Raw genomic sequence first — 15,322 nt, 5'->3', positions numbered from 1 at the left:
GGCGGCCCCACTCTCTCAAGGAACGACTATGAACACCTTACTGAAAACCGCATTGGCCCTTAGCCTGGCCACCGCCTTGTCAGTCACCGCCGCCGATCTGGACATCCGCGACGGCCGCCAACCCCTGTCCGCCGATACCCTGTGGATGGGTCATATCACTCCGGACACCGACACCGTGGTTTCCGCCATCGCCGCCGCCGAGATCTATGGCGGCCAGGCGAGGGTCACCGGCGATCTGAACAAGGAAACCCGTTACGTTCTGGACAGCCTGTTCATGGCCACTCCGCCGCTGGCGCAGGATCTGAGTTCAGCCAAAGTCGCTCTGGTGGACTTCAACCAGACCACCCAATTGATGCAGGGAGTTCAGCTGGACAATATCGAAGCGATCATTGACCACCATGCCCTGCGCGACAACCCCATCACCTTCTCACGGCCGGTGGCAGTCAACATCAAGCCCTGGGGTTCCGCCGCTTCTATTATCGCCGATGACGCCCTGACTCATGGCCTGACCCTGTCGAAAACCACCGCCGGACTGCTGCTGGCCGGTGTCCTGTCTGACACCCTCAACCTCAGTTCAGTCACCACCACAGATCATGACCGCCGACTGGTGGCCCAGCTTGCGTCCATCGCCGAACTCCACCCAGACGACTTTGCCCAGGCGATGTTCCAGGCAAAATCCGACCTGTCGGACAAGTCCGCGTATGAGATTGTGGTGGGGGATTACAAGAACTACAGCATCAATGGTAAAGCGGTTGGGTTTGGCGTCGCCGAGGTACTGGACAGTGGCCAGCTTCTGCAGCGCACCAACGAACTGAAACAAGCGCTGACCAAGGCCAAACAGACCCAGAAGCGTGAGCACATCTTCTTCGCCATTGTCGATATGCAGCAGAAAACCGCCTACGTTTTGACCAGCGATAACACAGACGCCAAGTTGGCCGAGAAAGCCTATGGCAAAGCAGCCAACTCAGAGGGAATCACCGTGCTCAGCGATACCCTGTCCCGTAAACGGCAGATGATGCCCGCCATCAAACGGGCACTGTAACCATGGTGGGCGGCTTATGTCGCCCTCTTCTCAGGCCTTTTCACCAAACCACTCCTGCACCTGAGCGGCGGCTCTGTCCCAGTGCTCATCGGTCAGGTGGGCGGCCACCGTGGCCAGGGCCACCGACAGCGCGCCGATATCGTCGGAAAATCCCACGCCTGGGGTCAGATCCGGAATCACATCCAGGGGCAGAATCAGGTAACCCAGGGCGCCGAGAATCACCGTCTTGGCCTGAGTCGGGGTTGCCGGGTCCATCAGGCAGAAATAGAGCACCAAGGCTTTCTCCACCGCTTCCCGACCTATGGTGATGGCGTAGCGACGCAGCTTCTTCCAGAAGGAGTCCACACTGAAGTGCTGTGAGTAATCGTCCATGGGCCTCTCCTCTTTATCCCACCCGACACTGTATAGCCTGATATACTACCCCACTGCGCCGGGCAATAGCAGCAGTGGCTGCCGCGACGGCATTAAACGCTCAGAGGATACACAATGAACCTGAAACAAGAGCTCCAGCAGCTGAACAACCGCCTGGACGCCATCCGCCGTAAGCTCGATGCCGCCCACCAGAGAGGCGACATGGCAATGATCGACAAGTTCTCCGAGGAGAGCCAGGCCCTGAAGAAACGTATCGAGAGCGTGAAGAAAACCCAGACCCGCCAGTTGGGCAAGCAGGGCAACAAGGTGTCCTCCCTGGCGTTCAAGCGCCCCTTGACCAAGGAGGAGCAGGCGGACATGGGCAAGCTGAAAAAATCGGTCCGAGGACTGGTGGTGGTCCACCCCATGACCGCCCTAGGGCGGGAGATGGGGATCAAAGAGGTCACCGGCTTCGCCCCCAAGAAGTTCTGACACCCAAGGCGGCCCGAACAGCGGGCCGCCTCTGACTGTCGCCCCGAAGAGGTCCATTCTGAGAACTTGACCCCATTCAGAACATCCCACCAAATAATCCAGATCACAAAAGCAAAAACGCCATTCAAGCCCAGCTTTCTCCCATCCGATAAATAACAGCAGGCGATACCGCCTCTGCAAAACACACACCTCTAGCGATTCGGGGAGAATCTTGTGGCCCTATTATCCACCCTCAAACATCGAAGCCTCAGCCTGCAATTGGGACTGATGGTCGCCCTCCTGGTCACCCTGGCCTTCTCGGCAACCGCCTATCTGGTCTATCAGGACAGTAACCGCACCCTGATGGAGAAAGCCCTAAGCGAACACCAATCCAAAGTCCAGGCCCTGAGCCTGACCCTGGAACAGAGCTTTAAAGGCTACCTGGAGGAAGCCAAGATTCTGGTCACCAGCCTGCGTAGCCGCTACATGGAAGATCTGGAGGTCAGCGGCACCAAGGTCACCATCAAGGGCAAGGAGCTGACCGACTTCGTCATCTTCGGCGACCGGGTCAGCGACAACATGCTGGTGGACGCCTTCCTGGAAGATACCCACGCCGGGGCCACCATCTTCACCAAGGAGGGCAGCGACTTCTACCGCCTCTCCACCTCACTGACCAATCTGCAGGGAGAGCGCATCGTCGGCACCCAGCTGGACAGACGCAGCCCCAGCTATCAGGCCCTGATCCAGGGGCAGGATTACCACAACAAGATCGACCTCTACGGCAAGCAGTATCTGACCTACTACACCCCGCTGCGGGACAATGCCGGCACCATGATCGGCGCCGTGGTGGTGGCCCTGCCGGTTGACCAGTCGGCGCAGGCCCTGTTTGACAGTCTGGCCCAGGTGAACTGGGGGGACACCGGCTACACCATAGTGTTCAGCGATGCTGAAAAGGACCGCGGCCAATACCTGCACCATCCGGACAAAAACAACCTGAGCAAGAACATCATCGATATGGCCACCGAGGAGAAACCGTTCCAGAAGCTGTTCGAAGGGGACTCCGGCGTGGTTCAGTACCCTCACACCTACAATGGCTTCACCGGCATGAAGTATATGGCCTACGCCAAGGTCCCCGGCTGGCAGTGGGTGATCTCCGGCGGCACCTTCATCGATGAGGTCACCAAGGAATCGCAGATCATTCTAAGGGACATCATTCTGATTGCCGCCGTGGCCGGTGCGGTGACCATCCTGGTGCTGCTCTGGATGGTGCGCCGTCTGCTGGCGCCGTTGACCGAGGCCAACGGCTATATGCGCGCCCTGGGAGAGGGCCGGGTCAGCATCGACATCCCCAAGATGCGCAGCGACTCCAATAACGAGATTGTCCAGCTGATGGCCAACATGGGGCAGATGGCCAGCGGCCTTAAGGGCCTGGTGGAGCAGATCAAACACACCAGCAGCGAATCCGACCAGGCCTCCGACGGCGTGGCCCGATTTGCCGGCGATAACCTGGCCCAGGCGGATCAGCAGCAGCAACAGGTGGACCAGATGGCCGCCGCCATTGAGGAGATGGCCTCCTCCGCCCATTCCGTGGCCGAGCAGGTAGAGGCGGTGGCCAACAACGTGCGCAGCGCCGATGACGACAGCGAAAACGGCGCCACCATGGTAGAGGATATGGAGCAGGAGATCGCCCGCCTGGGCGAGCAGCTGAATCACTCCACCGACGCCATTCATCAGGTCCATGAGCAGAGCAAAAGCATCGAATCGGTCACCTCGATGATCGACGCCGTGGCCGAGCAAACCAACCTGCTGGCACTGAACGCCGCCATCGAAGCCGCCCGAGCCGGCGAACAGGGACGCGGCTTCGCCGTGGTGGCTGACGAGGTTCGCCAACTGGCCCACCGCACCCAGAGTTCGGTACAGGAGGTGATCGGCATCACCGGTGAGCTGCAAAGCCGGATCGAGTCGGCGGTTGCCATGATGAACGCCAGCCAGACCTCCAGCGTCCAGGTGAGCGACAAGGCCCACACCGCCGGTGACGCCTTCCGCGCCATTCGCCAGCAGATCCAGGGCATCGCCTCCATGGCGGAGAGCATGGCCACCACCTCGGAGCAGCAAGCCCAGGTGAGCCAGGAGATCGCCGCCAGCGCCACCCAGGTCAGCGATCTGAACCGCATGACCAGAGAGACCTCAGCCCAGACTGCCTCCAGCGCCGAGGAGCTGCAGCGCCTGTCCACCAACCTCTCCGAGCAGGTGTCCCACTTCAGCTAATGGGAAAAAACAGAAAAGAGGCGCCAAGGCGCCTCTTTTTTATGTCAGCCTTACACGCGAACAACCTTTTCCAACAATACCAATGGAGCTCTCACCAAGACGTTATGCCCTGACAGGGCTCAGCTCTCTTTGTCACGAGAAACTGTGAATTGTCAGCCCTGCTAACCGGTTCAGTAACACAGGAACTGCCTAGACAACCGCTGACCATATTCTTAAGGACTTAAGCTTCTCGATAGCAGCTATTAAACTTTATCCAAAGCAAAAAAAGGGGCGCCCAAAAACACTCGTTGGGAGATGTCTAACTAAATTTTCAACCTGATCTCCACCCGGCGGTTACAGCCGAGACTGGCGTTCTCCTCCCGGCTGCACGCCGGGCTGGACTCGCCAAAGGAGTAGGATTCGGTGGCCAGGTCCGGTCGCACCCGTTTGAGGAACTCAGAGACCGCCTGGGCCCGCCGCTGGGACAGGCTCAGGTTGTACTGGTCGCTGCCCAGGTGATCGGCGTGACCGGAGACCCCCAGGGCCAGAGAGCCCCCCTGCTCCACCATCACCACCAGCTCCAGCAAGGCCTGTTTGTGATCCGTGGTCAGCTCAAACTTGTCCAGCTCGTAGTGGAGCACCAGGGTCAGTCTGTCCAGATCGAAGGAGCAGTCACTGCTCTCTGAGACGGTTTCACTCGATGCCCCGACCTCATTCAGTGGCGTCACCTTCAGCAAGCGATCACCGTCATGGTGGGTAATGGCCCAGGCTCCGGTCTGTTTACTGCTCTGCTTGTACAGTGCCTGGCTGTCCAGGCAACTCGCCAGGACGTTCTGTGGTGCCAGAGTCCAGGCCAGCAGGCCCAAGGCGGCAATTTTGCTCAGTTTCATCATTTCAGTCGCCCCGTTTCTTCGTTCAGCATCTGCAAAATGTATTTGTACACGTCCGGTCCCTGACTGGCGTGGTAGATGTTTTTCTCTCCCACGCAGTTGTAAAACCCGTTGCTCTCCTGGTCGAGCAGAAAATCAATACCGATCACCCCCGCCTTCACCGAGATCTCCTCCCCATGGCGGCCGGTCTTGCCCCTCATGTTGTCAAACAGCTTCTGGCACAGGCCGGAGTTCACCAGCATCTTCAGGTAACGGTTGGTCTTCACCCCGTTGTAGGTGATCTCATTGTCGTGACCGTCGGAAAGTACGATAAACACCTGGTCCGGATTGAGGTTGGTGGCCTCGTTGGAGACCACCGCCGCCCTCAGCATCCCCTGCCAGGAGTGGGTGCCGGCGTAACGGGCGCTGGCGGTCATGGTGTCCAGTTCGGCCAGGAAATGGTCATAATCCTCGGTCAGGGGCACATCGTGGAAGTTTCTCGGATAGTAGTAGTCGTAATACTGGTAGTAACTGGAGGCCGGCGGCTTGTCTTCAAACATCCGCGCCACCGTCTCTGTGGTGGTGTCATAGATGTCCATATCGTAGAGCACCCGGCTGCCGTTGACCTTGCGTACGCTGAACTTGTTGAAGCCCACCAGGGCGATGCGACTCTTATCCTGGTTGTACTGGTTATAGAGCTTGAGTTGGTCCACCACCCTGGCCAGGGTGTCCTTCACGATGTCGAACTTGGGTTCGCCGTTGGTCCAGGCCCAGCTCATGGAGTAACTGAAATCCACGATGAAATAGACATCCACCGGCTTGGGCAGGTAACGCTTGGAGAGTGAGCCCCCCTTGAGATCAAACTGATCCTTGATGCCAATCTCGTTGTAGCTGATCCAACTGTTGTATTTGGCCTGGACCACCACATCCGACTGCATGGAGGGCGCCAGCTCCCCCGCTTCCTGCATGCAGCCACTGGCGTAGGTACAGGCACTCTGGTCTACACTCACCGCCAGCTCACCCACGTTGTCCTTGATGTAGAAATCGACAATGTCCTTGGCCAGCTTCTCTGACTCAGCCTGGGTCGGTTCGTTCTGAGCCGCCACCGCCAGGCTGGCCACCTCGGCGGCTTCAAGCAAACGGGCGTGAGCCAGCATCTGCTGGGCCAGATGCATGGCGAAGGCAAACAGCATCATCATCACTGGCAAAAGGCCGACGAAGATGATCATCGCCGCACCCTGTTGTTGTTTCGGCGTTCGCATCATCAGAACCTCGCAAAGGAGATGGAGCTGGCCACGATGTTGAAGGGATCCCCCTCCACCGCGCCCAGCAGATTAAATTCGGTCTTATAGCAAAGCGATATCTGGTAGATGGGCAGCTTCCGGCTCTTGGAGGTCAGGGGCGAAAGCGCGTCCATGGCGGCGTTGTTGATGGAGACCAGATCGCAGCCGGTGCTGTCGCCCAGGGTCCGCACCGTGTAGGCCGCCGCAGGGGGCGCGGGAATGTACTCCTCCACCACGATGGCCATATCGTTGGCGTCAAAGCTGGACAGCGCCCGGGCCATGGCGCCCTCCACCACATCCCGGATCTCAGTCATCAACGTGTTGCACTTGGTGGCATCGCCACCATTGACGCCACAGATATACCCTTCATCGTCAAAGAACTGGCGACGCTCGGCAATTAGGGCGGCCGCCGAGTAGGCCGCCCTGTCCATGGCGCCCTTCTTGGCCACGGCGATCATGTAGTTCACCTGCAGGGCGAAGAAGCTGGAGAGCACCACCAGCACCAGAGCCAGCTCGACGGTGAATACCCCTTGGATTCTCTTCATCAGCAGCCATCCCAATACTTGAATTTACAGCGCTCATATTCCTGAATTGCCGCCACCTCCCGGTGAACCTTGAGCTCAGGCAGATAGATGTTGAACATGGGTTTGTAGCTGTAATCCACCAGATAGACCGCCACCGGCGCGTTGAGACCCGTGGTTCGGGCCTTGGCACAACTGAGCAGATCTGCCCCTCCGGCACTGCAGGAGGCGTAATCGGCCATGCTGTCGAAATAGAGGACATCGGCGGTCATGGCGGCCAGTTCCTCGGAGCTCATCCACCAGGTCACCCCGTTCTCGATGAGCGCCTGCAGCAGGGCATACTCGTAATCCGCCACCGTAGTGGAGCTGAGGCTGCCCTGACGTTTTGCAGCATTAACCGCCGTAGCCAGGGCGTGGTCGGTGGCGCTCATGGCGTAGGTGAGGACACAAAACTCCAGCCAGGCAAGCACCATCAGGATCAACAGCGGCAGTCCCAGGGCCGCTTCGACGGCGATCACCCCGCTCTGGCGTTTCATGGGGCCACCTGCTTATGGCAGTTGGTCTTGGTCACTACATAGGCTCCGGACTCGGAGATCTGCGGCAGGAAGGCCTTGGCCTCGGCCAGGGTGTCAAACTCGCTGACACAGTAGCGGTAACGATCCTCTACGTGGCGTTCAAACAGACTGCCGTAACGCTTGGCAAAGTCGTTGCGCATCCTCTGGCTGAGGGGGCGATCCCAGGAGGTCACCTGAATGCAGAACTGCTTATCCTGGGCAGGCTCAATGACGCACTGAGCAACCTGCTGAGCAGGGGGCGCCGCAACCGCCGGGGGAGATGGGGGAAGGTCCCCGGCGGGCTGCGACTTATCTTTGTCGATGTTCTGAGGTTCAGGTGCACTCTTGGGCTTCACCTCTGTTTCGGCGACCCGCTCTGACTGAGGTTGGACGACGCTCTCAGGCTCTCTGGCCTGCGGCACCTGCTGAGCGTCCTCATTCATCCACAACACCTGGCTCTTCTGCTTGGGTTTCATGCCCCCAACCAGGGCTTGCAGACGACGCTGAGCCTGCTGCTCATCGAACTGCTGACGCAGCACATCCAGGGCGACCTCGGGCCGATCCGCCTGGATCGATGCCAGAATCAGGTTGGCCTGAATGCCGCCATCGGACGGGTGGCTCAGGTAGAGGGGATAGAGCAGCGCCATGGCATCGGTGTAGCGCTTTTGCATCATCCTCACCACCGCCTGGTTGTTCTGTACCAGCAGGTCTTCGGCCCCCAGCCGGCGGGCCTCCTCAAACTGGGCAAAGGCCTGTTCAAAGCGACCCTGGCCCGCGCTGGCGCGGCCGAGATTCAGCAAATACTGCACCGTGTCCCCCCCGGCCTGGCGATACTCCTCCAGCTTCTGCTCACAGACCTGCCAGTTCTGTTTCTGGCAGTCGATTCGGGCCAGGGCCAGTTTCACCTGAGCCTGTTTGCGATCCTGTTCCGAGAGCAGGCTGGTGTACAGCTCGGCGGAGCGAATGTCACCCTGATCCAGATAGACGTTGATCAGGGCCAGCTTGTATTCCGGTTTCTGCTGCAAATTGGCCTTGTAGTGGGCCACCAGGCCAGGCTGGTTGTTGGCGGCCTGCAGCAGGGTTTCGCGAGTATCCAGTGGATCATCAACCGGCTGGCTGGCACACCCGACCAGACTCATTGCCAACAGGGTGGCGCTCAGGGTTCTAGTCATGGTTATCATCCTCTCTAACTCAACATCCGCATAATGCCGGGAGCGGCAATCAACACCACGATGGGCACCATGATGAAAAGGATCAGCGGGATGGACATCTTGGCCCCCAACTTGCCGATCTTCTCCTCCAGGTTCATCATGTTGATCTCCCGAATATCCGATGCCAGACCAGAGAGCACAGGCCCCACAGAGGAGCCATACTGCAGACTCTGGACAATGGTCATCACAAAACTCTGGGCCTCGCTGGTGGGCACCAGTTCATAAAATTCATGGATCGCCTTTTCGATCCCCACCACCTTGGAGCGCTCGACGGTGATGCGAACCACCCGGGCCAGGTGCTTGTCCACCATCACCAGCTCACCGGCCAGATGGTCCAGGGCGGCTTCCACCGTCATCCCGGTATGGACACAGACGTTCATCAGATCCAGCAGGAAGGGCAAGCGGCCGCTGATTTTGCGAATCAGCTTCTTGGCCCGCATATCCAGGTAGATGTCCGGCACCACCAGAAACACCACGGCACTGAGACTGACCATCAGGATAAACTTGGTGGAGTCCACGTAGCCGCGCATCACCAGGAAGATCCCCACCGCCAGCACCACCACAAAGGGGATGAACTTCAGGAAGTAGTAACTTTGCGCCACCCACTCCTGATAGATGCCGGCGCTGGCCAGCTTCTTCTCCATCTCCTTCTGGTTGAAGCTGAAGGGGCTGACCACCTTGTCCACCCACTGGCCTTGGGGCTTCTCACCCTGGCCGTTGCCCAGCAGGGCATTCACATTCCATCGGGTGGCGAACCGGTCCCAGATACGGGAACCGACCCAGGCCAGCAACAGCGCGGAAACCAGCGCAGCCAGATAGAACACATAGGGAGGTATGTAGGTCATGAGTCCACCCCCCGCAGAATCCAGGCGATGCAGGCAAAGCCGATGCACTCACTGATCAGCACGTAGTAGAAGATGGGTTTCCCCCCCTCCTCAAACATCACGAAGTTGTAGTTCTCCGGGCTGGTGTACTTGAGGATCAGCAGGAAAATAAAGGGCAGCGCCGCCACAATCTTGGCGGAGGCCCGCGCCTCCGAGGTCAGGGCACTCTTCTTCTTATCCAGTGCCCGGGCGTCGAACATCAGCCGGTTGATGCGATTGATCACATCCTTGAGCTGACCACCGCGGCTCAGGTTGAGGCGGATGGTGGAGACAAAGAAGAAGTACTCCACATAGGGGAAAGTACTGCCGCTTCGCTGCAGCACATCGTCCGGGTCTTCACCGATAAGCAGACGCTCGGACATCAGCTTGAATTCCCGGCCCACATCGTTATCCAGCTGCTCGCCCACATACTCGAAGGCGTGCACCACACTCTGACCTGCGGACAGGGCCCCGGCCAGGATATTGAGGGCATCGGGAAAGTCATCCTGAAACCTCTGCTCGCGCATCTTTTGTAATTGCATCACAAAGAGCACGAAGGTGATGGGGTATCCCCAACCCAGCAGCATGGGCAGACTCAGGTGCAGCAGCATCTCGTTGAGCAGGTAGAGCCCGGTGGTGGAGACGCAGAAATAGAGCGTCATCTTCACCTGGGGCTTGGGGGACATCAGCTTGATCAGGCTCTTCCAGTGTGCCCTCATCCGGGTCTTGAAACTGGCATCGAAGCGGCTGGCGTCGATCACCATCCTCGCCACCTCCTGAGCCTCCAGCTCCCGCTCCATGCCGATCATCTTGTCCATCTTGTTGTGGCGCTTTCTATCCTGCCACCAGATGAACAGCAGGCCGAACAGCACCAGGAGGAAGGCCAGGCGAATCATGAGAAGATCTCCTTCAGCTCCTGTTCCAGACCGAAGAAGCGGGCACGCTCATAGATCACCGAGCGGGTAGAGAGACCCGGGGTGCGGAAATCGCCTCGGATACGGTTACCGGAAAAGCCATCGATGCCGGTCTCGAAACGGAAGATGTCCTCCAGCACCACGTTCTCACCCTCCAGGCCCACCACTTCGGAGATGTACATCACCTTGCGGCTGCCGTCATGCAGACGCTTGACCTGAACGATAAGGTCGACGGCGCTGACGATGGCGCGGCGAATCGCCGCTAAAGGCAGGCTGGCAGTGGCCATCATCACCATGCTCTCTACCCGGGCAATGGCGTCCCTGGGGCTGTTGGCGTGCAAGGTGGACATGGAGCCATCGTGGCCGGTGTTCATCGCCTGCAGCATCTCAAACGCCTCGCCGCCCCGACACTCACCAACGATGATCCTATCCGGACGCATCCGCAGGGCGTTGATCACCAGCTCCCGGGCATCCACGGCCCCCGTGCCCTCGACACTGGCCTGACGGGTTTCCAGGCGGACGATATGGGGCTGTTGCAGCTGCAGCTCCGCCGCATCCTCGATGGTGACAATACGCTCGGTCTCGCCAATGAAGGCCGACAGCGCATTGAGCAGCGTGGTTTTTCCCGAACCCGTACCACCGGAGATCAGCACGTTGCATTTGCAGTGAGACGCGATGGTCAGCAGCTTGGCCATCTCCATGGAGAGGGCGCCGAACTCCACCAGATTTTCCATCTGGATCTTCTGCTGCTTGAACTTACGGATGGAGATGGAGGTGCCGTCGATGGCCAGGGGCGGAATGACGATGTTCACCCGGCTGCCATCTTCGAGGCGGGCGTCACACAGCGGCTTGGCCTCATCAATGCGCCGGCCCACGTTGGAGGCGATGCGCTTGGCTATGGTGTTCAGCTGCTTCTCGTTGACGAACTGAATCTCGGAGCGTTCAACCTTGCCGCCAATCTCAATAAAGATGTCGTTGGGTCCGTTGATCATGATGTCGGAGATGTCGTCGTTCTCCAGCAGCGCCTGCAGGGGCCCCAGCCCCTTAAGCTCGGCAAACAGGGCGCGCACCAGCTCCATGCGCTGGATGCTGGTAACCTGCAGCTGACGCTGATCCACCAGCAGGTCCACGGAGAGACGCAACTGCTCCTGCAGCTCCTCCTTGCTGACGTCGCCGATGCTGGCGGCGTCAATGGCATCGAAGATCTCATCCCTGAGATCGATGTAGATCTTCTTCAATATGCTCATCGGGACAACCACCTCAGTCGACCGCCGCCATAGATGCGTTTGCCAGCCAGCTCATCGACGATGGTGGCCAGGGCGCGCAGCAGCTTCTTGGATTCGATAAAGGAGTGCCCTTTCTGAATCAGCCCCTTCTCCAGGCCCGCCTCATAGCCGAGGGAGATGGCGGACTCCATCTTCAGCTTATCCAGGGCATCGGCCATGCTCAGGGCATAGTCGCCGTTGGGACGAGACTGGTTGACGATCACCCGGTGAGGGATCTTGTCCAGCTTGCTCTTCAACTGGTTGTAGGCACGCAACGAGCTGACCGATGGGTCCAACACCACATAGATACGGTGATAACGCTCGGCAAACCCGGGATCGTTGACCTCGTCAAACAGGGTGGAGGGCACCGAATCGATGATGAAGTTGTAGTCCTGGGCCAGCTGACGGGAGAGCTCCAACAGGTTGGGGGCATGGAAGCCGACGCAGTTGTTGACGCTCTCCAGCATCAGGCAGTCCGCCCGGTCATTAATTCGGTTGAGATAGGTGCGGGCGATGGAGGCATCGATCTCCTTGTGGCTGAGATCCGAGCTGTTCTGACGGATCTTCAGCCCCTCAATACCCAGGTAGAGATCGCTGCTCACCGCGCCATTGTCGTGGTCCACCAGCAGGGTCGGCAGGCCGGCCTTGGCGGAGAACAGGTGCACCAGGGCGCTGCTGACGCAGCTGACGCCGACGCCGCCCTTGCTGCCCAGCACCAGAATCCGCTTGGCGGTCCTGGCCTTGTAGCTTCCGATGGCGGGGCCGGGACGACGCAGATCGCCGACGTTGTGAATCAGGGCGTTGACATTGCCCTCCCAGAGCACATAGCGGGCGCCCTGGGTCTCCACCCAGTTTTTCAGCTTGATGGAGTCGGACTCTCCCAGGATGATCACGCTGATCTGCACGTCCAACTGGGTGGTGTGGGCTTCGACGATGCCCTTGAGTTGCTCGGGATCCGCATGGCGAAGATCCAGAATCAGGGTGCGGGAGCCATATTCACTCTCGGCCCAGTCACGGACCGCTTCCAGGCTGCCCTCCACCTTGGGCTGACCGAAGCCCTCGATGGCGTAGCCCTCCATGACGCGGTCACGCAACTCAGAGTCCGGCGACACCACCAGATCCAGACATTGGCTGGCTTCCTTCTTCTCCGCACCGCCGCTTTTAAAGATGCTGCTCAGGTTCATTCAGCACCTCCGGGCAGCGGGTTGGTCAGAGACAGAGTGCGGTTGTACTCCAGGGTGCAGCCGAAGCTGTACTGCTCCCGGTTGGCCATAGAGAGGCGACCACAACCGTCACTCTGAATCAGCAGGTAACGGGCATCCAGGGTCAGTTTGTCTCTGGCGCTGCCGGGAAGGGCAACCAGGTTGATTCGCACCGGGGACACCCCCTGGCCATAGGCGGACAGCTTGAGGGCATTGGCCATCTCTTCGGCGCCCGGGCCATATTGAATGCGCAGGCTCAGGTGGTCGGAGTGTTCACTCAGCTCGTTGATGAACGCCTGGGTGCGATGTCCGGCATCGGGCAGCCTGACAGAGGCCAGCTCAAGGCGCGTCTCCATTTGACGAACCATCACTTTGGCGCGCTCCGGGGCCTGGGTGGCGCTGCAGCCACACAACAACACGGCCAAAAGGAAAACCATCTGTTTCATCGGAAACCTCCCTGGGTCAGAACCTCTTGCAGTTCAGGTTGCTGAGGGTTGCTGAACTCGATCCCCAGCAGCCGTTCCAGATCGCTGGTGCGTTGCATCATCGGCAGGCGCACACGCTCAGGCGAGGTGGGCTGCACCAGGTTGACCGTGGCCACAATGATCAGCTCAGTCTTGGTGTAATCGGACTCGGTATGGCTGAACAGGCTGCCCAGCACCGGAATGTCTCCCAGCAGGGGCACCCGGGACAGCAGCTCTCTCTCTTCCGAGGTGAGCAGGCCGGCCAGAACAAAGCTCTGACCATCTTTCAGCTGAACCGTGGTGTGAGCACGGCGGGTGCGCAGCGCCGGAATGTTGGCAATGGTGCTGTCGTAGGTGTTCTGGGGATCGATGGAGCTCACTTCGGGCATCAGCGACAGACGGATGTTGTCGCTGTCCATCACCTTGGCCACCAGGTTGAGCATGATGCCGTACTCTTTGTAGGTGACAGAGACGGTGTCGTCGGTGCGCACGGCGATGGGGATCTCCCCGCCCACCAGGAAGCTGGCGGTTTCACCGGAGATGACCGACAGGTTAGGCTCAGCCAACACCTGTCCCAGGGTCTCGTCCTTCTTGGCGGAGATGACAGAGATGATGTCATCGGCAGAGAAGTTGGTCAGGTAATCCACGAATTGACCCGCTTCCGCCCCTTCGGATCCGTATTGAACACCCAACTGGCTCAGCAGGCCGCTGGAGACTTCTGCCACCGTCAATTTGACGTTGATCTGTTCTGTGGTCAGCACCTTGAGGTTATTGATGACGCCGCGGTAGAGGCTGGTTCGGCCATACTCCAGATTCGCCAGCTCATAGCCATTGGTGTCGTTGAGGACGATCTCATTGACCTGAACCTCCTTGGTCAGCATCTCACCCACCAACTCATAGACCGACTGCTTGACCGATTCACTGGAGACGGTGCCCTCCAGCACCACCTGCTCCAGCACATTGCGGATGGTGATCTTCTCATCCGGGTAGTGAGCGGCCACCAGCTGCTCCAGCACCTTGGGATTGAGGTTGACCACCAGGGTGTGATTGGCCAATTCCCCCCTCTTGATCGTACAGGATCACGGTGGACAATCCGGGGGAGACACCAAACACTACGACCTTGTGGTTGTCCACCACCTTGTAGTCCGCCACCTTGGCGTTGGAGATGAACACGGTATCGATGGGCTTGCTGGATCTCAGGGTCTTGGCGCCCCCCTCATCCAGGTTGTAGGTGGCGGCGGTGGCGGGGATCAGTGCCATGACCACGGTCACCAGCAGGGCCACCAGCCAGGCCGTTACTCTCATAATCATCATTGGGCCTCCCCGGCACGAAGCTCGCGAACACCGCTGAGACGCTCGATGACGTCACTGCTCTTCACCGACAGGGTATTACCGGTCAGACGGGACGGTACCAGTGTGATGTCTCCCAGCTTCCTGGCCATCTCCAGCTGAAGCACCTGCTCCACGGTCAGGGCAATCAGCAAACTGCTGTCGCTCTCCTCCTGATCCTGCTGGTTCTGGGGGGCGCTGAGCACCTGAATCACCTTGGCGTCCTCAACAATCACCCGGCTGGTGATGTCGGTGATCTCGGCATAACCCGCCTCTTTGATATTGTGGGTGGCGGCAGTCGTGGCCACGAAACTCACCCGATCACCCACGGCAATGGGGATGGTATCGATGGCTTGGTTGTCGTCGGAAGAATAAAAATAGGGGACATATTTGTCGCCGATGGACAGCATCAGATACCCTTTATCACCGGGGTTCGACACCATGTCAGATAATAAAAAGCTTCCAGCCTTATAGTTGTCGCCAAAAACACTTCCCTTTGTGAGTTTAAGTTCTCTGGCGGGTGTAATGTTCTGGTTCAGAACTGCGGTTTCATTCAATGAAATAAACTCGAGAGAGGTTTTGTCTACGGACTCAGAGCGACTTACGTCCCGAACAAGACGTGCCACTTCGACCTCTCTGACCCTATTCTCTACGGCTGCTACTTCGGGCTGTGGCGCAATCAGAAATTCTTCTAAAGAAAATATAGAAAACAGCACGATGCCGAAGATAATGACGA

General features: G+C 58.9%; 17 protein-coding genes. 3 read left to right on the top strand and 14 right to left on the bottom strand.

Annotated elements, in window-relative coordinates; all coding sequences use genetic code 11:
* Positions 1-28: 28 nt before the first annotated feature.
* Entirely contained in the window at positions 29-1,042 is a 1,014-nt protein-coding gene (locus QUE41_RS07135) for a manganese-dependent inorganic pyrophosphatase (protein ID WP_286342185.1), read from the top strand.
* Positions 1,043-1,072: 30 nt separating this feature from the next.
* Here the strand turns inward: QUE41_RS07135 and QUE41_RS07130 are convergent, their stop codons facing one another.
* Positions 1,073-1,414: a YkvA family protein gene (locus QUE41_RS07130; protein WP_286342184.1), complete on the bottom strand. Its 342-nt coding sequence runs from the start codon at positions 1,412-1,414 to the stop codon at positions 1,073-1,075.
* A 114-nt stretch (positions 1,415-1,528) separates the two neighbouring features.
* On the opposite strand from QUE41_RS07130, the gene QUE41_RS07125 reads away from it, so the two are divergent.
* Both QUE41_RS07125 and QUE41_RS07120 read left to right on the top strand, forming a co-directional pair.
* Positions 1,529-1,885 carry a YibL family ribosome-associated protein gene (locus QUE41_RS07125; protein WP_286342183.1) on the top strand — a complete coding sequence of 119 codons (357 nt, stop codon included), beginning with the start codon at positions 1,529-1,531 and terminating at the stop codon, positions 1,883-1,885.
* Between the two features lie 213 nt (positions 1,886-2,098).
* Positions 2,099-4,132 carry a methyl-accepting chemotaxis protein gene (locus tag QUE41_RS07120; protein ID WP_286342182.1) on the top strand — a complete coding sequence of 678 codons (2,034 nt, stop codon included), beginning with the start codon at positions 2,099-2,101 and terminating at the stop codon, positions 4,130-4,132.
* A gap of 302 nt (positions 4,133-4,434) precedes the next feature.
* On the opposite strand, the gene QUE41_RS07115 is transcribed toward QUE41_RS07120, so the two are convergent.
* From QUE41_RS07115 to QUE41_RS07055, 13 genes are read right to left on the bottom strand one after another with little or no spacing between them, the layout of a single operon-like run.
* Complete coding sequence (locus QUE41_RS07115) at positions 4,435-5,004, bottom strand: OmpA family protein (RefSeq protein WP_286342181.1); 570 nt, start codon at positions 5,002-5,004, stop codon at positions 4,435-4,437.
* The gene (locus QUE41_RS07110) at positions 5,001-6,245 is read right to left on the bottom strand and encodes a TadE/TadG family type IV pilus assembly protein (protein WP_286342180.1); all 1,245 of its coding nucleotides are present in this window, start codon (positions 6,243-6,245) and stop codon (positions 5,001-5,003) included. The genes QUE41_RS07115 and QUE41_RS07110 overlap by 4 nt, the downstream gene beginning before the upstream one ends.
* Positions 6,245-6,808: a tight adherence pilus pseudopilin TadF gene (tadF, locus tag QUE41_RS07105; protein ID WP_286342179.1), complete on the bottom strand. Its 564-nt coding sequence runs from the start codon at positions 6,806-6,808 to the stop codon at positions 6,245-6,247. Before tadF ends, QUE41_RS07110 begins: the two co-directional genes overlap by 1 nt.
* Positions 6,808-7,320, bottom strand: a complete 513-nt coding sequence (locus QUE41_RS07100; RefSeq protein ID WP_286342178.1) for a TadE/TadG family type IV pilus assembly protein — start codon at positions 7,318-7,320, stop codon at positions 6,808-6,810. Before QUE41_RS07100 ends, tadF begins: the two co-directional genes overlap by 1 nt.
* Positions 7,317-8,510 carry a tetratricopeptide repeat protein gene (locus QUE41_RS07095; protein WP_286342177.1) on the bottom strand — a complete coding sequence of 398 codons (1,194 nt, stop codon included), beginning with the start codon at positions 8,508-8,510 and terminating at the stop codon, positions 7,317-7,319. The genes QUE41_RS07100 and QUE41_RS07095 overlap by 4 nt, the downstream gene beginning before the upstream one ends.
* Before the next feature lie 14 nt (positions 8,511-8,524).
* Positions 8,525-9,394, bottom strand: a complete 870-nt coding sequence (locus tag QUE41_RS07090) for a type II secretion system F family protein (RefSeq protein ID WP_286342176.1) — start codon at positions 9,392-9,394, stop codon at positions 8,525-8,527.
* On the bottom strand, positions 9,391-10,308 hold the full coding sequence (locus QUE41_RS07085; RefSeq protein ID WP_286342175.1) for a type II secretion system F family protein: 918 nt from the start codon (positions 10,306-10,308) through the stop codon (positions 9,391-9,393). The genes QUE41_RS07090 and QUE41_RS07085 overlap by 4 nt, the downstream gene beginning before the upstream one ends.
* Positions 10,305-11,573, bottom strand: a complete 1,269-nt coding sequence (locus tag QUE41_RS07080) for a TadA family conjugal transfer-associated ATPase (protein ID WP_286342174.1) — start codon at positions 11,571-11,573, stop codon at positions 10,305-10,307. Before QUE41_RS07080 ends, QUE41_RS07085 begins: the two co-directional genes overlap by 4 nt.
* Positions 11,570-12,775: a CpaE/TadZ family protein gene (locus QUE41_RS07075; protein ID WP_286342173.1), complete on the bottom strand. Its 1,206-nt coding sequence runs from the start codon at positions 12,773-12,775 to the stop codon at positions 11,570-11,572. Before QUE41_RS07075 ends, QUE41_RS07080 begins: the two co-directional genes overlap by 4 nt.
* Positions 12,772-13,239, bottom strand: coding sequence for a hypothetical protein (locus QUE41_RS07070; RefSeq protein WP_286342172.1), 468 nt, complete (start codon positions 13,237-13,239; stop codon positions 12,772-12,774). Before QUE41_RS07070 ends, QUE41_RS07075 begins: the two co-directional genes overlap by 4 nt.
* Complete coding sequence (locus QUE41_RS07065; RefSeq protein WP_286342171.1) at positions 13,236-14,312, bottom strand: type II and III secretion system protein family protein; 1,077 nt, start codon at positions 14,310-14,312, stop codon at positions 13,236-13,238. Before QUE41_RS07065 ends, QUE41_RS07070 begins: the two co-directional genes overlap by 4 nt.
* Complete coding sequence (locus tag QUE41_RS07060) at positions 14,236-14,571, bottom strand: pilus assembly protein N-terminal domain-containing protein (RefSeq protein WP_286342170.1); 336 nt, start codon at positions 14,569-14,571, stop codon at positions 14,236-14,238. Before QUE41_RS07060 ends, QUE41_RS07065 begins: the two co-directional genes overlap by 77 nt.
* The gene (locus tag QUE41_RS07055; protein WP_286342169.1) at positions 14,568-14,996 is read right to left on the bottom strand and encodes a hypothetical protein; all 429 of its coding nucleotides are present in this window, start codon (positions 14,994-14,996) and stop codon (positions 14,568-14,570) included. The genes QUE41_RS07060 and QUE41_RS07055 overlap by 4 nt, the downstream gene beginning before the upstream one ends.
* Between the last annotated feature and the right edge of the window lie 326 nt (positions 14,997-15,322).

It is taken from the genome of Ferrimonas sp. YFM (genome assembly GCF_030296015.1).
In the GTDB taxonomy this organism is placed as follows: Bacteria; Pseudomonadota; Gammaproteobacteria; order Enterobacterales; family Shewanellaceae; genus Ferrimonas.
Note: the sequence above shows the minus strand (reverse complement) of the source record. Positions and strands in the feature narration are given on the sequence as shown.